The sequence below is a fragment of the Streptomyces lydicus genome (genome assembly GCF_001729485.1).
Lineage (GTDB): Bacteria > Actinomycetota > Actinomycetes > Streptomycetales > Streptomycetaceae > Streptomyces > Streptomyces lydicus_D.
Window position 1 is genome coordinate 686,307 of record NZ_CP017157.1, and the last position, 22,195, is coordinate 708,501.

General features: G+C 73.6%; 14 protein-coding genes. All 14 read left to right on the top strand.

Features of this window, described 5'->3' with window-relative positions; translation table 11 throughout:
- Nucleotides 1-77 precede the first annotated feature (77 nt).
- Nucleotides 78-272 carry a lysine biosynthesis protein LysW gene (locus SL103_RS03055; RefSeq protein ID WP_208869811.1) on the top strand — a complete coding sequence of 65 codons (195 nt, stop codon included), beginning with the start codon at nucleotides 78-80 and terminating at the stop codon, nucleotides 270-272.
- A complete protein-coding gene (locus SL103_RS03060; protein ID WP_079145533.1) occupies nucleotides 269-1,138 on the top strand; it encodes a RimK family alpha-L-glutamate ligase in 870 nt (289 codons plus the stop codon). The genes SL103_RS03055 and SL103_RS03060 overlap by 4 nt, the downstream gene beginning before the upstream one ends.
- 14 nt (nucleotides 1,139-1,152) lie before the next feature.
- Nucleotides 1,153-1,782 (top strand): DegT/DnrJ/EryC1/StrS family aminotransferase, encoded by a 630-nt coding sequence (locus tag SL103_RS03065; RefSeq protein ID WP_069567190.1) that lies wholly within the window; start codon nucleotides 1,153-1,155, stop codon nucleotides 1,780-1,782.
- Nucleotides 1,779-3,098: a DegT/DnrJ/EryC1/StrS family aminotransferase gene (locus SL103_RS03070; RefSeq protein WP_069567191.1), complete on the top strand. Its 1,320-nt coding sequence runs from the start codon at nucleotides 1,779-1,781 to the stop codon at nucleotides 3,096-3,098. Before SL103_RS03065 ends, SL103_RS03070 begins: the two co-directional genes overlap by 4 nt.
- Nucleotides 3,091-4,158 carry an N-acetyl-gamma-glutamyl-phosphate reductase gene (gene argC / locus SL103_RS03075; protein ID WP_069567192.1) on the top strand — a complete coding sequence of 356 codons (1,068 nt, stop codon included), beginning with the start codon at nucleotides 3,091-3,093 and terminating at the stop codon, nucleotides 4,156-4,158. The genes SL103_RS03070 and argC overlap by 8 nt, the downstream gene beginning before the upstream one ends.
- Nucleotides 4,155-6,011, top strand: a complete 1,857-nt coding sequence (locus tag SL103_RS03080) for a M20/M25/M40 family metallo-hydrolase (protein WP_069567193.1) — start codon at nucleotides 4,155-4,157, stop codon at nucleotides 6,009-6,011. The genes argC and SL103_RS03080 overlap by 4 nt, the downstream gene beginning before the upstream one ends.
- Nucleotides 6,008-6,826: a thiamine pyrophosphate-dependent enzyme gene (locus SL103_RS03085; protein WP_069567194.1), complete on the top strand. Its 819-nt coding sequence runs from the start codon at nucleotides 6,008-6,010 to the stop codon at nucleotides 6,824-6,826. The genes SL103_RS03080 and SL103_RS03085 overlap by 4 nt, the downstream gene beginning before the upstream one ends.
- The gene (locus SL103_RS03090) at nucleotides 6,823-7,773 is read left to right on the top strand and encodes a hypothetical protein (protein ID WP_069567195.1); all 951 of its coding nucleotides are present in this window, start codon (nucleotides 6,823-6,825) and stop codon (nucleotides 7,771-7,773) included. Before SL103_RS03085 ends, SL103_RS03090 begins: the two co-directional genes overlap by 4 nt.
- Nucleotides 7,774-7,839: 66 nt before the next feature.
- Nucleotides 7,840-9,102, top strand: a complete 1,263-nt coding sequence (locus SL103_RS03095; protein ID WP_069567196.1) for an ATP-grasp domain-containing protein — start codon at nucleotides 7,840-7,842, stop codon at nucleotides 9,100-9,102.
- A complete protein-coding gene (locus SL103_RS03100) occupies nucleotides 9,099-10,394 on the top strand; it encodes a hydrolase (RefSeq protein ID WP_069567197.1) in 1,296 nt (431 codons plus the stop codon). Before SL103_RS03095 ends, SL103_RS03100 begins: the two co-directional genes overlap by 4 nt.
- Nucleotides 10,391-11,635, top strand: a complete 1,245-nt coding sequence (locus SL103_RS03105; protein WP_079145534.1) for an MFS transporter — start codon at nucleotides 10,391-10,393, stop codon at nucleotides 11,633-11,635. The genes SL103_RS03100 and SL103_RS03105 overlap by 4 nt, the downstream gene beginning before the upstream one ends.
- The gene (locus tag SL103_RS03110; RefSeq protein WP_069567198.1) at nucleotides 11,628-12,596 is read left to right on the top strand and encodes an NAD-dependent epimerase/dehydratase family protein; all 969 of its coding nucleotides are present in this window, start codon (nucleotides 11,628-11,630) and stop codon (nucleotides 12,594-12,596) included. The genes SL103_RS03105 and SL103_RS03110 overlap by 8 nt, the downstream gene beginning before the upstream one ends.
- Nucleotides 12,596-12,892 (top strand): putative quinol monooxygenase, encoded by a 297-nt coding sequence (locus SL103_RS03115; protein WP_069567199.1) that lies wholly within the window; start codon nucleotides 12,596-12,598, stop codon nucleotides 12,890-12,892. Before SL103_RS03110 ends, SL103_RS03115 begins: the two co-directional genes overlap by 1 nt.
- 99 nt (nucleotides 12,893-12,991) lie before the next feature.
- The gene (locus SL103_RS03120) at nucleotides 12,992-22,174 is read left to right on the top strand and encodes a type I polyketide synthase (RefSeq protein ID WP_069567200.1); all 9,183 of its coding nucleotides are present in this window, start codon (nucleotides 12,992-12,994) and stop codon (nucleotides 22,172-22,174) included.
- Nucleotides 22,175-22,195 lie beyond the last annotated feature (21 nt).

Genomic DNA, 22,195 nt, shown 5'->3' on the forward strand with positions numbered 1-22,195 from the left:
CGGAATGCGCTCGGACTCAAATCCCGGCGCAAGTAACGGCGTTGACAAATCCAGCGACGCCATTCCACGAAGGAGTCATGGACATGACACTTGCGACCACTGTCGCCAGCTGTCTCGTATGCGACACCGAATTCGAGGTGCGCGAGGACTGGGAGAAGGGCGAAATCACCGAGTGCGGGTCCTGCGGCCAGGAACACGAGGTCGTCGAGAAGTCCGCAGCGGGCATACGCCTCGACCTTGCCCCTGAGGTGGAAGAGGACTGGGGCGAGTGACAACCTCCGACCAGGTCCTGCTCTCGGTCACGATGCTGCGCCCGGAGGAGAAGCTGCTCCTCGGCGCACTGCGGGACGAGGGTCTGACGGCGCGACCGCTGCTCATGGAGGATCTGGCCGAGATCGTGGCGGGCCGCTCCGGCCCGCCCGCTCTCGCCCTGATCAGGAACCTTTCCCACCGGGATGCGATCAGCGTCTCCCGCCGCCTGGAACACGCCGGAGTCCCCACCCTCAACCGCGCGGCGACGATCGAGACGTGCAACGACAAGGGCCTGCAGTCGTTGCTCTTCGCGCAGCACGGAATTCCGCACCCCGACACCCGGCACGCCTTCAGCATCGATCAGGTCCGCAAGACCGTCACCGACATGGGCATGCCCGCCGTGGTCAAGCCCGTCAGCGGTTCCTGGGGCCGGGGCGTCAGCAAGATGACCCACCTCGACTGCGTGGAGGCGTGGGCCGCGGGCCGCGAGTCCGCCGACGTCACCGGAAAGCAGTTCCCCGTGGTCGTGCAGGCGTACGTCGACAAGCCCGGCCACGATCTGCGGGTGGTGGTCGTCGGGCGCACCCCGGTGGTGGCCATCCAGCGGGTGTCGGACGACTGGCGCACCAACACCCACCTGGGCGCCGAGGTCCGGCGGGTCGAGGTCAGCGCGGAGATGGAGAAGCTCTGCAGCCAGGTCGTCGACGCCCTCGGCCCCGGCTTCTACGGGGTGGACCTGGTCGAGGACCGGTCCACGGACGAGCTGCTCGTGCTCGAAGTGAACGCCAATCCCGAATTCGCCCGCTCCTCCGCCCAGCACGGAGTGAACGTGGCCGGCCACCTCGCCGCCTACGTCGCGGAGACCCTCACGGCCTCGGCCGTGTGACACGGAGAAGACCCATGGAACTGTTCGACACCGCAACGGTGCTCGCCCGCGTCCTCACCACGGGCGTGGTCATGAGCATCGAGAAGAGCGACCGGGAACTGCCCGGCCTCGAACGACTGCTCACCAAGCAGACCGGACGCGCACGGGCCGTCCTCGTCAACAGCCGTACCGCCGCGCTCCACGCGGCGCTCGCCGGCCAGGGCATCGGGCACGGAGACACCGTCGCCCTCCCCGAGCCGGACGCGGCAACCGGCCGCTTCCTCAACTGGCTCGGCGTCAGCGTGGAGGGCCGGGGGCCGGCCGCCTTCGACTACGTGTCGCTGGACTCCGCCAACGCCGACCAGCTGGCCGAGCTGACCCGGGGCAGCTCCGCCCCCGCCCTCGTCGTGGACCTCACCGGACTCGGCTTCGGGCCGGCCGCCGCCGTCCTCACCGACGACGACGGGGTCTGGGCCCGCGCCGAACGACTGAAGATCTTCGGTGCCTACGACCTGCGCACGATGTGGACGCAGGAAGAGGCAGACGGCTCCCTGGTGCCCGGGGTCCAGTTCAACTACCGGCTCAGCCCCCTCGTGGCCGCCTGCGTGCGGATGGCCCTGACCCAGGCGGCACGTCCCGCCACTCCCACCGGAGCGCGTTCATGATCACTGACTTCCCGGCGGCCCCGCTGCCGCTGCCCGACCCCGCCGAACTCGACGCCGAACTCGCCGCCCTCGGCGGCGGGGCGATGATTCCCAAGGCGTCGCGTCGCACGCTCTTCCCGGTCATCACCAAGGAAGACGTCTTCAACCTGATGCTCGCGCAGCGGCAGGCGCCCGAGAAGGTTGTCGCCGACTTCGCGGAGGCGTACCGCTCCTACGTCGGTGCGGCGTACGCGCTGCCCACCGCCAGCGGCACCTCCAGCCTGCACATGGCCCTGGTGGGCGCCGGTGTGCAGCCCGGCGACGAGGTCATCGTGCCGGCGTTCACCTTCATCGCGACCGCGCAGGCCGTCGTCGCCGCGCACGCGATCCCCGTGTTCGTCGACATCGATCCCGCCACCTACTGCATGGACCCCAAGGCCGCGGCCGCCGCGATCACCGACCGCACCCGCGCGCTCATGCCGGTGCACGTGCACGGCCTGCCCGCCGATGTGCCCGCCCTGCGCGCCCTCGCCGACCGGCACGGCATCGCCCTCGTCGAGGACGCCTCGCACGCCCATTCCGCGAAGGTCGGCGACCAGGTGGCCGGCTCCCTCGGGGACGCCGCCGGACAGAGCCTGATGGCCGACAAGAACTTCCCGCTCGGCGGCGAGGGCGGCATCGCCTTCTTCGCCGCGGAGGAGAGCTACGACCGGGCCCGGGCCTACCTGGAGCAGCACGGCATCGACTACGGCATGTCGTGGGTCGCGGGGGCCTTCGGCGCCAGCCAGCTCAAGCGGCTCCCGTACTACGACGAGATCCGGGCGCGCAACGCCGCGCTGCTCGGCGAGGCCCTGCGCGAGACCGGGCTGTTCACCCCGCCGCACGTACCCGCCGGACACGTCCACGCGTACAACATGTACCGCACCACCCTGCACCCGGAGGCCGTGGGCCTGGGCGACATACCGGTGTTCGCGGTCAAGGAGGCCGTGCACGAACTCCTGGTCGCCGAGGGCGTCCCGGCCCGCGAGTGGCAGAACACCCCCATCCCGTGCCACCTGCCCTTCCAGCACCGGGACGGCTTCGGGAACGGCTACCCGTTCACCCTCAACCCCGGCGCCGTGCGCGACTACCGGCCCGAGGACTTCCCGGTCACCCTCGGCATGCTCGACAGCACCCTCGTCCTCTGCCGTGAGCTGCGCTCCCCGGTCGAGTACGAGCGGATCCTGCGCTACGCCGACGCCTTCCGGAAGGTCGCCCGCCGCCCGGACGCCATTCGCAAGCTCGTCGAGTCCCGCGACTACCAGCGTCCCTACGACAAGGCGGCCCGCCTTGGCTGACACCGCGCACGAGAAGATCCGGGTCGCCGTACTCGGCGCCAGCGGCTACACCGGTGGCGAGATGATCCGGCTGCTCCTGGAGCACCCGCAGGTGGAACTCGCGTTCCTCTCGGCGGAGCGCGCCGCGGGCACCGCCGTCGGCAGCAGCCACCCCTGGCTGCGCAACCACCCCAAGGCGGCCGGCCTCACGTTCCGGCCGCTGCGCGAGCTCGCGGACACGGACATCGTCGATGTCGCCTTCGGCTGCCTGCCCACCGGCACACTGCCCGAGCAGCTGCCGCTGGTCGCCGACCGCGCCAAGCGCGTACTGAACCTGGGCGGTGACTTCCGGCTGCACGACGCGAAGGAGGTCAGCAGGCACTACCCGAAGACCACCGCCCACCCGCCCCTGGAGGATTTCGCCTACTACGTACCGGAGTTGAGCCCGGGCATCCCCGACAGCCGGTTCGTCAGCCTGCCCGGGTGCATGGCCGTCACCACGATCTACGCCCTGTACCCGCTGTTCACCGGCGACGGTCCGCTGGTCGCCGACCGGGTGGTGGTCGACGCCAAGACCGGGTCCACCGGTGGCGGCCGCGGGAGCGACGAGCAGCCGGCCGAGCGCAGTGGCAACTTCCGGGTGCACAAGCTGCACGGCCACCGGCACGCCCCGGAGGTCCAGCAGGCCCTCGCCGACTTCACGGGCGCCGTCGTCGATCTGCGGTTCTCCACGCACAGCCTGGACGTGTCGCGCGGCATCATGGTGACCGCCTACTCCGAGCTGCGGTCCGGTGTCACCTCCCTGGACGTCAAGCGGGCCTACGCCAAGGCGTACGTCGGCAAGCCGTTCGTGCGGGTCCGCCCGGCGCCCAAGGCGCCGCAGGACTTCCCCATGCTCAAGGCCGTCACCGGCTCCAACGTCGCCGAGGTGGCGGTCGCCGTGCGCGACGGTCAGTGCGTCACGGTGGCCGCCCTCGACAACCTGATCAAGGGTGCGGCGGGCCAGGCCATCCAGGCCATGAACCTCATCCACGGCTTCGACGAGACGGCCGGACTGCCGATCACGGCGGTGTCGCCATGACCCGGCCGCTGTACGTCATCAAGGCCGGCAGCGCGACGCTCGACCGCGCGGCCATCCACAAGGAGATCGCCGACGTGGCCGCCCGTGGGGCCCGCGTGCTCCTGGTGGCGGGCGGGGCCACGGGCATCGAACGCCACTACACGGCGATCGACCGCCCCGTCCCCACGCTCCGGCTGACCAACGGCGACGTGGTGCGCTACTGCCCTCCGGCGGAGATGGACCACCTCGTCGACGCCTACGAGCGGGTCACCCTGCCCGCCGTGGAGAGCGGCCTGCGGGCCCAGGGACTGAGCGTGTTCACGGCCGTCGGCGCCCGCAACGGCCTGGTCGTGGGCCGGGCCAACCGCCCGCTGAAGGCACTGTCGGCCGAGGACCGCCCGGTCGTGATCCGTGACCACCGGGCCGGCGTACCCGCCGAGGTCGACACCGTGGCACTGCACGCCCTGCTCGACGTGTACGACGTGGTCTGCCTGTCCCCGCCGGTCGCGGACCGGGACGGCGGCGCTCCGCTGAACGTGGACGCCGACGTACTGGCCGCGGTGCTCGCGGTCGCCCTGGACGCCGACCACCTCCGGCTGGTCACCGGCACCGCGGGACTGCTGACCGATCCGGACGCCCCGGACTCGACGCTGCGGGACGCCTACCCGGGCGACGGCGCGCAGTACGCCGGCGGCCGGATGCGCCAGAAGGTGCGCGCGGCCGAGATCGCCCTGAAGGGCAGCAGCGCCGACGTCGCCATCACCGGTCCGCACACCATGAGCGAGGCGTCGGGCTGGACCCGGTTCTGGCGCACCCGGGGACCCGCCGACGACCTCGACCTGCTCACTCGGGCGGTCTCCGTGTCCTCGGTCTCCGGCGACGAGGCGGAACTCGCCTCCTGCCTCGCCGAGTGGTGCCGGGGGCGGGGCATCGAGGCCCACATCGACCCGGCGGGCAACCTCGTCGCGTCCCGGGGGACCGGTTCCCGCCGGCTGCTGCTCCTGGGCCACCTCGACACGGTCCCGCACCGCTGGCCCGCCGAGTGGCGCGACGGTGAGCTGTGGGGGCGCGGCAGCGTCGACGCCAAGGGCAGCCTCGCCGCCTTCCTGGAGGTCCTCGCGGACGCGGCGGTACCCGAGGACGGCCAACTGGTCGTGATCGGCGCGGTCGAGGAGGAGATCTCCTCCTCGAAGGGCGCGTTCCACGTCCGCGACCACCACCGGGCCGACGCCGTCGTCATCGGCGAACCCAGCGGCTCGGGGAAGCTGACCCTCGGCTACTTCGGGCTCTTCAAACTGGCGGTGACCGCCTCGGTGCCCACCGGCCACTCGGCCGGCATGGACGCGGTGTCGGCCCCGGACCGGCTGATCCGCGTCCTCGGGGAGATCCGCGCGTCGGTGCTCGGGCACGCTCCCGAGGCGCTCAGCGCGGTCATCGACATCCGCTGCGAGCGCGGCCGGGAGCGCGACCTGGCCCACGGCATCCTCAACTTCCGGGTGCCGCCGGGAGCCGACCTGGAGGCGCTGCGCACCGCCGCGCTCCAGCACGTCGGCGACGGCGTCGAGATCGAGGCGCTGCGCGCCACCCCGGGCCACAAGGGCGGCCGCTCGGGCCCCCTGGCCAAGGCATTCACCCGGGCCTTCGCCGAGGCCGGGGTCAGGCCCCGCTTCGTGGTGAAGAAGGGAACGTCGGACATGAACACCCTGGCGACCACCTGGCACGACGTGCCGATGGTGGCCTACGGGCCGGGCGACTCCGCCCTCGACCACACCGACGAGGAGCGCCTCGGCGGCGAGGAGTACCGCGCCGCCCGCGCGCTGCTCTCCGACGCGGTGAGCCGCTGGTTCGCCCTTCCGGAAGGGGACCGCCGATGACCGCCGTGCTGGACGGCCCCACGGGCACCGAGGCACTCGCGGCCACCCTGGCCGAACGGGCTCTGCAGGCCCGGCGGCTGGTCGTCGACATGGCGGCGTCCGAGCGCGGCTGTCATCTGGGCGGCAGCCTGTCGGTGCTCGACATCCTGATCGCCGCCCTGCACCGGGCCGCCGCCGACGACGGTACGGAGGTCGTGCTGAGCAAGGGGCACGCCGCCGCCGGCCTGTACGCCGCGCTGCACGTCAGCGGCATGCTGCCGGAGAACCCCGCGCCGCTGTACGGCCGGGCGGGCCAGCCCTACACCGGCCATCCGGGCCCCAAGGTGCCCGGCGTCCGGTTCCCCACCGGGAGCCTCGGGCACGGCGTCCCCTACGCGGCGGGCTGGGCCCTGGCCCGCCGGCTCGGCGGACAGCGCGGCCTGGGCATCGCCGTCGCCGGCGACGGCGAGCTGCAGGAAGGGCTGGTCTGGGAGACCTGCCAGGTGGCGGCGGCGCAGGAACTGGGCAACTTCGTGCTCGTCGTGGACCGCAACGGCGGGCAGAACGACGGGCTCGTCGCGGACATCTCGCCGCTGCCGCACCTCACCGAGCGGTTCGCCGCCTTCGGGTTCGAGGTCGCGGAGGTCGACGGGCACGACCCGGCCGCGCTGGGCGAACTGTTCGCCACCGACCGGTCGGCCGCCCGCAGCCCGCTGGCCGTCGTCGCCCACACCGTCAAGGGCAAGGGCGTGCCGGCCGTGGAAGGCAAGGCGGGTTCTCACTACGTGACCATCGACGCCACGCGCGCCGCGAAGTGGAAGCGAGCCATCCGATGACTCTCTCCGGCCGTGACGCCTACCGGGACGAGCTGACCACGCTCGCCGCGGAGGACACCGCCCTGGTCTGCCTGGAGGCGGACCTGGGGGGCAAGAACCACCCCTTCCAGACCGCGTACCCGGAGCGGTTCTTCAACCTGGGCATCGCCGAGGGCGCCATGGTCGACATGGCGGCGGGACTGGCCGCCGGTGGCTACAAGCCCTTCGTCAGCACCTTCGCCCCCTTCGCGGCGCTGCGGGCCGCGGAGAGCCTGAAGCTGGCGCTGGGTTACCTGAACGCCGGGATCACCGTCGTGGCACCGTACGCGGGCGTGTCCGGGGCCTGGTTCGGCACCACCCACCACTGCCTGGAGGACTTCGCGGTGCTCCGCAGCGTGCCCGGCGTGACCATCGCGGCCCCGTACGGCGAGGCCGAGATGCGAGCGGTGGTCCGGTCCGCGGTACGCGACGGCCGGCCGCACTACATCCGCACGGGCCGGAACGCCGCGTACGAGTCACTGATCCCGGACGGCGCCGAACTCCCGCTGGTCACCTGGGAGTTCGAGGCGGCCGATCCCGAGGACGTCTGCCTGGTGTCGGTGGGCGAGGAGGGTACCCGCCTGGCGCTGGAGGCCCGCTCCGCCACCGGGGCCTCCCACGCGCATCTGGTCTACGTGGACCACGAGCACCTGGCCGGGGCGGCCGCGGAACTGGCGGCCCGGCACACCCGGTTCGTCGTCGTCGAGGAACACCGCGGCCAGGGCGGAGTGGCCGAGGCGCTCGCGCTGCTGCTGCCCCGCTGCGAGGTGACGGGGGTGAACGCGGGCCACGACTGGCCCGCCGAGGGCGGCGACCACCACGAGGTCATGGCCCGCCTCGGCTTCGATCTGCCCGCCGTGCTGTCCGCGGTGGCCCTGCTGCGCACCGGCGCCCCGGGTCCGGTACCCGCGGGCAGCGGCGTCCGCTGACCCTCACCCGTCTCTCCGCATTCGCCCCGAAACTCCCCGAAACTCCCCGAAGACAAGGAACTTCCCATGCATATCCTCATGATCGAATGCAACCCCAACGGCATCGCCGGCATCGCCAACGCCCTGGAGCTCGGGCACGACGTGACCTTCGTGTCCGCCGACCCCGACTTCTACCTCGGTGCCTCGCCGCTGGCCGAGGCCGCGTTCGCGCACGCCCGGTGCGATGTGATCAAGAGCGCGAAGGTGTTCTCCATCGACGAGCTGGAGCGGCTCGCCAAGGAGGTGCACGCGGCGAAGCCGGTGCACGGCGTCATGACCTACAGCGAGTACCACACGGTGCACGCGGCGTCGGTGGCCCGCTCCCTCGGCCTGCCGGGCATGAGCGTCGACGGGGCCCTCAACGCCCGCCACAAGCACCGCACCCGGCTCACCCTGCAGGACACCGACGTGCGTCAGCCGCGGTTCGTGCACGTCGCCGAGCCCACCTCCGGCGACGCGATGGAGGCCGCGGTCCGTGAGATCGGCTTCCCGTGCGTGGTCAAGCCCTCCGACGGCACCGCGAGCCTGCACGTGCTGCTGCTCCGCGACGAGGAGGAGCTCGCCGCGTACCTCGCGGAGCTGGCGTCGGTCGCCGACTACGGGCGCGGGGTCACCCGCATCCCGGACATCGTGGTCGAGGAGTTCGTCGAGGGCGAGCTGGTCTCCGTCGAGGCATGCGTGCTCAAGGGCGGCGAGATCGTCAACCTCGGCATCACGGACCGCAACCTGAGCGGCTTCCCGTACTTCATCGAGATGGGCCTCACCTACTTCCGCGGCCACCCGCTCCAGGACGAGCTGTTCGCGATGAACGAGAAGGTTCTGGAGGGCCTCGGTATCGACTTCGGCTTCATCCACGCCGAGTACATCCTCGCCGCGGACGGCCCGGTGCTGTGCGAGGTCAACGGCCGGCTCACGGGTGGCATCGTGCCGCAGCTGATGGAGCTCTCCAGTGGCGTCAACGCCTACCTGGAGGTGATCCGCCAGGCCCTCGGCGAGCGTCCCCAGCTGCCGATCCCCGGCGACCTCATCGCCAGCGGCCACTGGTTCGGCTCCCCGGTCGAGGGCGAGCTGGTCTCCATCGGCTTCGACCGGATCAAGGACGCGCCCGGCTTCGTCGAGGCCCTCGCGTACGCCAAGCCGGGCCGCCAGGTGTCGCGCCTGTCGAAGAGCAACTTCGACTGGCTCGGCCACCTCATCTTCACCGGCAAGGACCGGGACGAGGCGGCCGGCCGCGTCCAGGCGGCGCTGGACGACATCGAGTTCACCCTCTCCGTGCAGGTGGCCCGATGACGCGCGTCGCGATCCCGGAGCTGGACCCGACGGCGGTCTTCGACGTCACCGTCGAGGACGGGCACTTCTCCGGCATCCGGCCCGTCGGCGAGCGGACGGCCGAGGACCCCGCGACGCCCGAGCTGTGGCCGGGCTTCGTCGAGACCCACGCCCACGTGGGCCTGCCCGCCAACTTCGACGACTCGCTGGAGGACGCCCGCATCGTCGCGCTGCAGTACCTGTACAGCGGCGTCACGCACGTCGTCGACATGTTCGGATTCCCGCTGGTCAAGGACGTCTGGGAGCAGGGCCGCGCGGAATCGGCGCTGCCCTACCCGGAGCTGGTGCACTGCGGTTACGCGGCCACCGCGATGACGAACGCGGCCGGCCTCACCGGCCACGGCGTCGAGTTCCCCGCCCCGGTACACATGATCGCCACCGAGACCGACCTGGAACACGCGATACGTTCCAACGTCGAACGCGGCGGCACCTTCCTCAAGGTGATGTTCACGGACGGCACCGAACAGCCGGGCAGCCCGGTGAAGTTCTCCCGGCTGTCCCGGCGGGTGCTCGAATTCACCGCCCGGATCGCCGCCGAGCGCGGCATCACCGCGGTCATCGACTGCAACACCCTCCAGGAGACCCGCTGGGCCTACGAGTGCGGCTTCCGCCTCTTCGCCCACACGGTGCGCGACCGGACGCTCGACGCGGCCGACTGGAAGGAGTTCGAGGGGGCCCGCTTCGTCTCCACCCTGGCCGGCCTGCGCACCATGATCATGACGGGCGACGAGTTCCGGGCCGAGTACGGGCGCGAGGGCTTCGCCGAGACCCAGGACCTCCGCAACCGGGAGTTCTCCCAGTCCATCGAGAAGCCCTACGGCATCGAGTTCGGCTGCCAGGAGACCCGCACGGCGGCGCTGGCCGACATGCGCCGCAACGCCCTGGCCACCCTGCACGAGGGCAAGCTGCTGATCGGCACCGACTCGGGCAACACGGGCGCGTACCACGGCTACTCGTTCCTGAGCGAACTCGACCTGCTGCGCGGCGACGACGCCTCGCTCACCGAGCCGCTGCGGCGCCAGGCAACGGTCGGCGGCCGCCGCTACTTCGACGAGCTGAGCGGCGACCCGCGCGGGACCCATCCGCTGAGCGTCGGCGCGGCCGCCACCTACAACCTGCACGCCCCGGGCCGGCCGCTGTCCGCCCTCCCGCTGCGCACGGTCGTCCGGGGCGTGCCGATCGACCGGCAGGCCGTCGCGCGCACCATCGCCGGGCTGCGTGCCGCCGGGGCGGACCGGAAGGAGGAGTCTTGAACAAGGAACGCACACGCGCACTCGTCGGCGTGACCGGGGGCATCCTCCTGGCGAACGTGGGGAGTTACATCTGGTTCCCCGTGCTCGTCGCCACCCTCGGCGGGACCGACAGCGGCTTCTGGGCGGGCGTGGTCATGTGTATGACGTACGTCGGCCGGCTGCTCGCCACCTTCTGCTACGAGGGGATCTCGGCACGCGCCGGTGTCCGCGGGGGCGTGTTCCTCGGTACCGCGCTGGAAGCCGTCGCGCTCGGGCTCATGGGGTTCACCGACGGCGTGCTCTGGTACAGCGTGCTGGCGTTCTTCATCGGCTTCGGATCGGGAACGTCCTTCCCGGGGCTGAAGAACGTCCTGGTCTCCTTTCCCGAGGAGGCACGCCCCAAGGCGTTCTCCGCGTTCCAGATGGCGGGGCAGGTCGGTCTCTTCGGCGGCGCACTGCTGGGCGCCGCACTGGCGCACGTGGAGCTGCGGACCCTGTTCTCGGTGGTCTTCGCGTTCTTCATCGGCTTCTGCCTGATCACCTCGGCGCTGATCCCCCGGGGCGGCTTCGGCAGCGCCGAAGCCGCCGGCGCCCGCGCCCCGCTGTTCAGCCTGACCGCGTTCAAGGGCATCGAAGTGCGCGGTGCCACCCGCTACTTCCTGCTGTCCGCCGCGTTCTGGTTCCTGTCCCTGGGCTTCGTGGTCGGCATCCCGCTGCACATGGCGGCATACGTCCCGCAGTGGGCGCCGTCCTCGCCGTTCTGGATCACCGGTCTCAGTATCCTGGTGCTCCAGTACCCGCTGTTCAAGCTGCTCAACAAGCGATTCAGCCCGGGTGCGGTGATGGCCGTCGGCCTGGCCGGGATGACCGTCGCGTTCGTCTCCTTCGGGGCCGGCCGCACCGGCCCCTGGGTGGTGGTCGGCTGTCTGACCGTGGTGCTCGGCGAGATCCTCTTCGTGCCGTCGTTCGACCTCTGGATCGCCCGCAGGGTTCCCGAGCACCGACTGGCCAAGGCCATGGGCGCGATGCACTTCTTCCGCAGCGCGGGGAACATGTTCGGCTCGCTCGCCGCGGGAATCCTGTTCGACCTGTCACGGTCCCTCGATGTGGCGGGCGGCAACTGGTACGTCGCGGCCCTGCTGGCGGCGGGTTGCGCACTCATCTGCCTGAGCAGCCGGAACTCCGGGGCAGCCGACGAGGCCCGGGGGACCGGGGACACCGACGACACCGAGAAAGAAGAAAAGGTGAGGGAGAATGCCTGATATCTGCGTCATCGGGGGCACCCGGTACTTCGGCAAGGTGCTGGTCCAGAAGCTGTTGGACGACGGGCACCGGGTCACCCTCGTCAACCGCGGGCAGACCCCCGACCCCTTCGGCGACACGGTGCGGCGGCTGCGCGCCGACGTCAACGTCCCCGGCGAGCTGACCGCCGCGGTGGCGGGGGAGCGGTTCGACGCGGTGGTGCACCAGATGTGCTACACGCCGAACGCCGCGGTGGAGGCGTGCGAAGCCTTCGGCGACCGGGTCGGGAAGATCGTCATGACCAGCACCATCGAGGTGTACAACAAGGACACCTTCCGCTGGCGGTTCCCGGCCCCGCCGTTCGGCGCCCGCGCCCGCGAGGAGGAACTCGACCCGGCGGACTACGACTTCGACACCGACCTGCCCTGGTCCGCACCCGGCTACCTGGACACCCACTACGGCGAGGGGAAGCGCCAGGCCGAAGCCGCGCTGACCCGCTGCGCGAAGGCGCCGGTGCTGCTGGCCCGGGTCGCCCATGTCCTCGCCGCGGAGGGCGACTTCACCGGCCGGCTGCTGTTCCACGTCGACCGCATCAGGGCCGGGAAGCCCATCGTCGCCCACGCCGGGCCCGGCCGGACGTCCCTGGTACAGGCGGAGGAGGCCGCCGGCTTCCTCGCCTGGGCCGCCTTCTCCGACGCCACCGGAGCGGTCAACGTCGCCTCTCCCGACACCGCCGACGTCTATGACGTCTGCGCCGCGGTGGAGAGCGCCACCGGACTGGCGGCCGACGTGATCGAGAAGGAAGATCCCTCCGGCGACCTCGATCTGTCCCCGTTCTCCTGCCCGTTCGACTTCGGCATGGCGAGCGAACGGGCGGCGGACCTCGGCTACCGCTTCACCCCGATCGAGCAGTGGCTTCCCGCGGTCGCCCGTAACGCCGTGGCCGACCGGCCCGGTTCCCACCCCTCCGAGGAGCAGTGATGTTCGACCTCATCGTGATCGTCCGTGTACCCGAACCCGACGACATGGCCCCGGTGGCCGATGCCCTGGCCCGGATGCGCCCCCTGTGTCTGGCCGAGGACGGCTGCGTCAGCTGGGAGGCGTACCGGTCGCAGGACGACCCGGGCCGCTTCGTCCTCGTCGAGCGCTGGGCGAGCCGCACCCACTGGGAGGCGCACAACACCGGTGACGCCATCCAGAAGATCTACCTGCCGGAGATCATGCCGCGCATCGAACGCGAGGTGCACCCGAGCAGCCCGCTGCGCGGCGCGCAGTAACAGACGACAGGGCGACGGGGTGTGGGCCGTCTTCACCAACGGCCCCACACACCGGCGCGGGACCCGCCGACTCGGCACGAACACTGGGGTGCATCAACGATGGGAATTGCTGGTCACGGCAAGCGTGATCTCCCTTCACGCGCGGTCGCGGTCGTCGGGATCGGCTGCCGGTTTCCGCAGGCGGACGGGCCGGACGCGTTCTGGCGGCTGCTGCGCGCCGGCGGTGACGCGCTCACCGACCGCCGGGACGGCCGGGGTCCGGTGCGCGGCGGGTTCCTCGACCGGGTGGACGGGTTCGATCCCGAGTTCTTCGGTATCTCGCGGCGCGAGGCCGTGGCCATGGATCCGCAGCAGCGGTTGGCCCTCGAACTGGCCTGGGAGGCCCTGGAGGACGCCAGGACCCTGCCGGCCGACCTCGCGGGCAGCCGGACGGGCGTGTTCCTGGGGGTGATCGCCGACGACTACGCGACGCTGCTGCACGGCCTGGGTCCCGACGCGGTGACCGGGCACACGCTGACCGGGTTGCAGCGCGGGGTGATCGCCAACCGGATCTCCTACACGCTGGGCCTGAACGGCCCGAGCCTGGTGGTGGACACCGGGCAGTCGTCGTCGCTGGCCGCCGTGCACCTGGCGTGCGCGAGCCTGCGGGACGGCGAGTCCGAACTGGCGCTGGCCGGTGGGGTCAACCTGATCCTCGCGCCGGAGAGCACCCTGGCCCTGGAGCGGGCCGGGACGCTGTCGGCGGACGGGCGCTGCTTCACCTTCGACGCCCGCGCGAACGGCTACGTCCGGGGCGAGGGCGGCGGGGTCGTCGTCCTCAAGCTCCTGGAAGCCGCCGTCCGGGACGGCGACCGCATCCATGCCGTCATCCGCGGCAGCGCCCTGAACAACGACGGGGCGACCGAGACGCTGCCGACGCCGGGCCGCGCGTCGCAGGAGCGGGTGCTGCTCGCCGCCTGTGCCGACGCGGGCGTCGAGCCGGGCGACGTCCGGTACGTCGAACTGCACGGGTCGGGGACGCGGGTCGGCGACCCGGTCGAGGCCGCCGCGCTCGGCGCGACGTTGGGCCGGGCCCGCACGAAGGACGCCCCGCTCCTGGTCGGGTCGGTGAAGACGAACATCGGACACCTGGAGGGCGCGGCCGGGATCGCCGGGTTCATCAAGACCGTCCTGTGCGTCGGCGCACGCGAACTCGTCCCCAGCCTCCACCACTCCGGGCCCGGTGAGCGGATCCCGCTCGACGCGCTGCACCTGCGGGTGAACACCGAGACCCGGCCCTGGCCGGCGCCGGAGGGTCCGCTGCTCGCGGGCGTCAGCTCGTTCGGGATCGGCGGCACCAACTGCCACCTGATCCTCTCGGACCGGCCCGGTGCGCAGCGGGGCGCGGCGCCCGCCGGCGGCGCGGGCCACGCCGGGGCACTGCCCTGGGTCCTGTCGGGACGTGATGCCTCCGCGCTGCGCGACCAGGCCGAACGGCTGCGCGCCCATGTCGAGGCGCGCCCGGAACTCGGCGTGGCCTCGGTGGGCCGGTCGCTGGCCGTCACCCGCACCACGTTCGAACACCGCGCCGTCGTGGTCGCCGACGACCGGGACGGCTTCCTCGCCGGACTGGAGGCACGGTCGGCCGGGCAGCCGTCGGCGGCCGTGGTGGAGGGCCGTCACGAGGGGCCCGCCGTCCGGCCGGTGTTCGTCTTTCCCGGCCAGGGCTCGCAATGGGCGGGCATGGCAGCGGAGTTGACCGAGACCTCCCCGGTCTTCGCCGACCGGCTCGCCGCCTGCGCCGACGCTCTCCGCCCGTACGTGGACTGGTCGCTGCTCGATGTCCTGCGCGGGGCCCCCGGCGCGCCGCCGCTGGAGGGCGACGAGGTGATCCAGCCCGCGTTGTGGGCGGTGATGGTGTCGCTGGCCGCGCTGTGGCGCTCGGCCGGCGTGCAGCCGGCCGCCGTGGTGGCGCACTCGCAGGGCGAGATCGCCGCCGCCACCGCCATGGGCGCCCTCACGCTCCGGGACGGCGCGCGGATCGTGGCCCTGCGCAGCCGGGTGCTGAACCGGATCGCGGGCCGCGGCGGGCTGCTGTCGGTGGAACTTCCGGCCGAACAGGTGCGCCGGGACCTCGCGGTGGTGGCGGCCCCGCTGTCGATCGCCGCGGTCAACGGCCCCGCGCACACGGTGGTCGCGGGCCCGGTCACCGCGCTCGACGCGCTGGCCGCCCACTACGGGCAGCAGGCGCGGACCCGGCGGGTCCCGATCGACTACGCCTCGCACAGCGCGGACGTCGAGGAACTGCGGGCGGAACTGCTCACCGCCTTCGCCGGGATCGCCCCGCGCTCCATCGGCGTGCCGTTCCACTCGACCGTCACGGCCGGACCGATCGACACCGCCGGGCTGGACGCCGGTTACTGGTTCCGCAACCTGCGCGAGCCGGTGCGGTTCGGACCGGTCGTCGAGCAACTGCTGAACGCGGGCCACACGACGTTCCTGGAGGTCAGCCCGCATCCGGTGCTGACGATGGGCATCCGGCAGGCGCTCGACGCGCACGGCGGGGACGGCGCCGCGCTGAGCACGCTCCGGCGCGGCCACGGGGACCGCCACCGGTTCCTCACGGCGGCGGCCGAGGCGTTCGTGCGCGGCGTCGCGGTGGACTGGGCCGCGCTGCTGCCCGGTGCGGCGCCGCTGGCCGACCTGCCGACCTACCCGTTCCAGCGCCGCTCCTGCTGGCCTTCCGGGATGCCCGGGGCCACCGGGCAGACGCCCGACGCAACCCCGGCCCCGGCCCCGGTCGTTGACGGACGATCGGTGCTGGAGCTGGTGCAGGGCCTCACGGCGCTCGTGCTGGGCGCCGGGTCGGCCGAGGACGTGCGGCCCGGCCGGTCGTTCCGGGACATGGGCCTGGACTCGGCCATGACGCTGGAACTCCGCGACCGGCTGTCGGCCGCGACGGGGCTGAACCTGGAGAGCACCGTCCTGTACGACCATCCCGGCCCGGCCGCCCTGGCCGCCGCGATCGAGGAGCTGAAGGCGGGCGCGGCCACGGGAGGTTCGCCGGCGGTCGTGCGGGAGCGGACGGCCCCCGACACCGCCGACGACCCCGTGGTCATCGTCGGCATGGCCTGCCGGTTCCCCGGCGGGGTGCGCTCGCCCGATGACCTGTGGCGCCTGGTCGACACCGGAACCGACGCCATCGGCGACTTCCCCGACGGCCGCGGCTGGGACCTGGCGGCGCTCCATCACCCGGACCCGGAACGCATCGGGACGTCCTACGTCCGCCGGGGCGGCTTCGTGCGGGACGTGACGGACTTCGACGCGGAGTTCTTCGGGATCAGCCCGCGGGAAGCCCTCGCGATGGACCCGCAGCAGCGGCTCCTCCTGGAAGTCACGTGGGAGGCGCTGGAGCGCGCCGGGATCGACCCGGCGACGCTGCGGGGCAGCCGGACCGGCGTGTTCGCCGGGGCGATGCACTCCGGCTACGGGCCGAGCATGGAAGCGGCCGGGCCCGGCGTCGCCGGACACCTGCTGACCGGCACCAGCGTGAGCGTGATCTCCGGGCGGATCGCCTACGTCCTCGGCCTGAACGGGCCCGCGCTGACCGTGGACACCGCGTGCTCGGCGTCGCTGGTCGCGCTGCACCAGGCGGTGCGGGCCGTGCGGGCCGGGGAATGCTCGCTCGCCCTGGCCGGCGGGGTCACGGTCATGGCGACCCCGGGCATGTTCGTGGAGCTCTCCCGCCAGCGGGTGCTGGCCGCCGACGGCCGCTGCAAGGCATTCTCCGCCCGGGCGGACGGCACCGGATGGGGCGAGGGCGCGGGCATGCTCGTCGTCGAGCGGCTCTCGGACGCCCGCCGCCACGGCCACTCCGTCCTGGCGGTCATCGCCGGCAGCGCCGTCAACTCCGACGGCGCCTCCAACGGGCTGTCCGCGCCGAGCGGCGTCGCCCAGCAGCGGGTCATCGCGGACGCCCTCGCCGATGCCGGGCTCGCGCCGCGGCAGGTCGACGCCGTGGAGGCGCACGGGACGGGAACCGCCCTCGGCGACCCGATCGAGGCCAACGCCCTGCTGGCCGCCTACGGGCGGGACCGGGACCGGCCGCTGTGGCTGGGCTCCCTCAAGTCCAACATCGGACACGCGCAGGCGGCGGCGGGCGTCGGCGGCGTCATCAAGATGGTCCAGGCCATACGGAACGCGACCCTGCCCGCCACCCTGCACGTCGACGAGCCGTCCCCGCACGTGGACTGGGCCGCCGGGTCGGTGGCCCTGCTCGACCGGGCCCGTCCCTGGCCGGACACCGGCGCGCCCCGGCGCGGCGGCGTCTCCTCGTTCGGGATCAGCGGCACCAACGCGCACGTGATCCTGGCGGAGCCGCCGGCCGGCGCCGAGCCCGCCGCGGAGCCGGTGCGGCCGTCCGTGGTGCCGGTCGTCCTGTCGGCCCGGACCCCGGAGGCGCTGCGGGAGCAGGCCCGGCAGCTGGCCGCCGCTCCGCTCGACCCGGTCGGCGCGGCACCGACCCTGACCGCCCGGGCCTCCCTCGACGAGCGCGCCGTGGTGATCGCCGGTGACCGGCAGGAGGCCGACCGGGCCCTGGCCGCGCTGGCCCGCGGCGAACAGGCCCCCGGCGTCGTCACCGGCCGCGCGGGCGAGCCCGGCCGGACCGTTCTGGTCTTCCCCGGACAGGGCGGCCAGTGGCGGGGCATGGCGGCGGCGCTCGCCGCCGAGAGCCCCGTCTTCGCCGCCCGCCTGGCCGAGTGCGAGCGCGCGCTCGCGCCGTACATCGACTGGTCGCTGGCCGACGTCCTGGACGGTGCGCCCCTCGACCGGATCGACGTCGTGCAGCCCGCGCTGTGGGCCGTGATGGTGTCGCTGGCCGAGCTGTGGCGGTCGGCCGGGGTCGTCCCGGACGCCGTGGTCGGCCACTCCCAGGGCGAGCTCGCCGCCGCCGTCGTGGCCGGGGCGCTCTCCCTCGACGACGGCGCCCGCGCCATCGCGTTGCGCAGCCGCATCGCCGTCGACCTGATGGGCAAGGGGGCGATGGCCGTGGTCCCGCTGCCCGCGGACCGGGTGCGGGAACGACTCGGCACGCTGCACATCGCCGCGATCAACGGACCGGCCGGCACCGCCGTGGCCGGCGCTCCGGACGCGATCGCCGAACTGGTCGCCACTTACCGGGCCGAGGGCGTCGAGGCCCGCGTGATCCCGGCGGCCTTCGCCTCGCACAGCCCGTCGGTCGAACCGGTCCGCGAGAAGATCCTGGCCGACCTGGCGTCGCTGGCGCCGCGCACCGGCGAGATCGCGCTGATGTCCTCGGTCACCGCCGACTGGCAGGAGGGCGGCGAGCTCGACGCGTCCTACTGGTACCGGAACCTGCGGCACACCGTCCGCTTCCAGGAGGCGGTCGAAGCGCTCATCGCGTCCGGCCACACCACGTTCGTCGAGGTCGGCCCGCACCCGGTGCTGGTGGGCAGCATCGGCCAGATCCTGGAGGGGGCCCGGGCCGACGGGATCGTGACCGGCTCGCTGCGCCGCGACGACGGGGGCCTGCGCCGGTTCCTCACCTCCGCCGCCGAGGCCCACGTCCAGGGACTGCCGCTCGCATGGGAGCGGCTCACCGGGACGGCCGCCGGTCACCTGGACCTCCCCACGTATCCCTTCCAAGGCCGCCGCTACTGGCTCACCGGCACCACCGGGCCGTCCGGCACCGCCGAGCTCGGGCAGGCCCCCGCCGACCATCCCCTGCTCGGCGCGGCCGTCGACCTCGGCGACGGCGAGACGGTGTTCACCGGGCGGCTCTCGACCCGCACCCATCCCTGGCTGGCCGACCACGCCCTGTCGGGGACGACCGTCGTACCGGCCACCGCGCTACTGGAGATGGCGTTGCACGCGGGCGCGAAGGCCGGCACGGCACGGGTCGAGGAACTGACGGTCGCCACGCTGCCGGAACTCCCGGAAGGCGGCGCCGTCGACCTGCGCGTCCGAGTGGCGGGCGAGGACGGCGACGGGCTGCGGACCTGCCGGATATCGGGCCGGGCGACCGGCGGGGAGTGGACCGAGCACGCCACCGGCCGCCTCGGCCCCGACACGGCCACGGCGCCGGCCCCCGTGGACCGGCCGCCGGCCGACGCGACGCCGGTGCCGCTGGCCCGCACGTACGAGGATCTCGGCCTGCAGGGGTACGGGCACGGGCCGGTGTTCCAGGGGCTGCGGGCCGCCTGGCGGCGCGACCGCGAGCAGTTCTCCGAGGCCGTGCTGCCCGAGCCGGAGGCCGCGCACGCCGGGGCCTACCACCTGCACCCCGCCCTGCTCGACGCGTCCCTGCACGTCCTGCTCGCCGACGCGCCGGGCCGCGAGGGGCAGCGCATGCAGCCGCTGCGCTGGCGCGGAGTGTCCCTGTTCGGTACGGGGGGCCGGACGTCCCTGCGGGTGCACGCGGCGCCCGTTGCGGACGGCGGCCGCCCGCTGACCCTGTTCGACGCCTCGGGAGACCCGGCGGGCCGCGTCGACGCGCTGGAGCTGTGCCCGGTCGCTGCGGGCCGCCCGGCCGATCCCGCCGCCGCGGCGCGCGACTCCCTGTTCGCGCCGGTTTGGGAACCGCTGCCCGGGCCGGCGGCCGGCTCGCCGGCCGGACAGCTGCCCGTCCCGTGGGACGCCCTCGGCCCGGACGCGCTGCTCGCGGCGGCCGAGCCGACCGGGCACGCCGTCGTGGCCTGCCCGGCCGGCGAGGACGGCACCGACCCGGCGACGGCGGCCCGGAACGCGGTCCGCCGGACGCGGGACCTGCTCGGCCGGTGGCTGGCCGAGGACCGGCTCGCCGGGTCCCGCCTGGTGCTGGTGACCCGTGGGGCCGTCGCCGTCCGGCCCGGCGAGACCGTCCGGGACCTCGCGCAGGCGGCGGTCTGGGGACTGGTGCGGACCGCGCAGGTCGAGCACCCGGGCCGGTTCGCCCTGGTCGACCTCGCCCCCGACGCCGCCGAGTCCGAGACCGTCGACGCCGTCGCCGCGGCACTGGCGGCGGACGAGAACCAGGTGGCGGTCCGTGGCGGCACCGACCGCACCGTCCTCGTGCCGAGGCTCGTGCCCGCCGTGGGCGACGCGCTCCGGCTCCCCGCAGACGCGCCTGCCTGGCGCCTCGACCTCCCCGAACGCGGCACCCTCACCGCCCTGGAGGTCCGGCCCTGCCCCGAGGCCGCCGCCGAACCCGGCCCCGGCCGGGTCCGGATCGCGGTCCGCGCCGCCGGGCTCAACTTCCACGACGTCCTGGACGCGCTCGACATGCACCCCGGCGACCCCGGCCCGCTCGGCCTGGAAGGCGCCGGCGTGGTCACCGCGACCGGGCCCGGTGTCACCGGCCTGGCCACCGGAGACCGGGTGATGGGCCTGTTCCCCGCCGCGTTCGGCACGGTGGCGCACGCCGATCACCGCACCCTCGTCAAGACCCCCGACGGCTGGTCGTTCACCCGGGCCGCCGCCGTACCGGTCGCCCACCTGACCGCCCTGCACGCCCTGACCGAGCTGGGCGGCGTGCGGGCGGGCGACCCCGTCCTGATCCACGCCGGGGCGGGCGGCGTCGGCACGGCCGCCGTCCAGCTGGCCCGGCACCTGGGCGCGGAGGTCTACGCGACCGCGAGTCCCGCCAAGTGGCCCGCACTGCGCGCCCTCGGCGTCGACGACGACCACCTCGCCTCGTCCCGCGAGCCCGGTTTCGGCGCCCGCTTCGGCTCGGGCGGCCGGCGCATGGCGGTCGTCCTGAACTCGCTGACCGGCGAGCTCGTCGACGAGTCGCTGCGGCTGCTGCGCCCCGGCGGGCTCCTGGTCGAGCTGGGCCGGACCGACCCGCGCGATCCCGCCGAGGTGGCCGCCGCGCATCCCGGCGTGCACTACCGGACCTTCAACCTCCTCCAGTTGCCGCCCGAGCACCTCGCCCGCCTCCTGCGCCGCGTGGTCGAGCTGTTCGCCGAGGGCGCGTTCACCTGGCCCGCGGTCACCGACATGGACGTCCGGCACGCACCCGAAGCCTTCGGGCTGCTGCGCCGGGGCTCGCACGTCGGCAAGGTCGTGCTCACCGTCCCGCCGGTCCTCGACCCGGACGGAACCGTCCTGATCACCGGCGGCACCGGTGCCATCGGCCGGGCCCTCGCACGACACCTGGTCACCGAACACGGCGCGCGGCGGCTCCTGCTGGCCGGACGCCGGGGCGGTGACGCGCCCGGAGCGGCCGAGCTGGCGGCCGACCTGGCAGGGCTCGGCGCCGAGGTGAGGTTCGCCGCGGTGGACGTCGCCGACCGGGACGCCGTCGCCGCGATGATCGGAGCCGTCCCCGGCCGGCACCCGCTGACCGCCGTGATCCACGCCGCGGGGGTGGTGGACGACGCGCCGATCACCTCGCTCACCGCCGAGCAGATCGACCGGGTGATGCGCGTCAAGGCCGACGGGGCCTGGCATCTGCACGAGCTGACCGCGGGGCATCCGCTCACCGCGTTCGTGCTGGTCTCCTCGATCATGGGGACGCTCGGCGGCGCGGGCCAGGGCGGCTACACCGCCGCCAACGCCTTCCTCGACGCGCTCGCCCGGCACCGCCGCGCACAGGGGATGCCCGCCCTGGCGCTGGCCTGGGGACTGTGGGACGACCCGGACGGCATGATCGGCGCCCTCACCGCCGCCGACCGCGCCCGCTTCGCCCGGGCCGGGCTCGTGGCGATGGCTCCCGGCCACGGCTTGGCCCTGCTGGAGGCGGCACTGCCGACACCGCACGCCGTCGTGGTGCCCGCCCGGCTCGACCGCGAGATCCTGCGCGACCTCGGAGCGGCGCTGCCGCCGGTCCTGCGCGAGGTCGTGGCGGCCGCCGGCGCGGGGCGGCCCGGGAACGTCCCCGGACACCGGCGGCACCGGCCGCTGCGGGAGGAGCTGACCGGCCTGGCCGCCGGTGAACGCGCCGCGGTCCTGGCCGACCTGATCCGCACCCACATGGCCGCCGTTCTGGGCTCCCGGCCCGAGGCGATCCCGGACGACAGGCCCTTCGGGGAGCTCGGGTTCGACTCGCTCACCTCCGTCGAGTTCCGCAACCGCCTCAACACGGCGGCGGACCTCAAGCTGCCCCCCACCCTGCTGTTCGAGGCGCCGACGCTGCCCGAGCTCGTCGCCGCCCTGGACACCGAACTCGTACCGGCCGAGGAGCCGCCGGCCGCCCCCGAGGACGTCTCCGGGGACCTCGACGCGGACGTGGCGGCGCTCGTCGAGGCCGCGACCGCCGAGGAACTGCTCGACTTCATCGACCGCGAGCTCTCCGGCTCCTGACCCGCCTACGGAGGACCGATC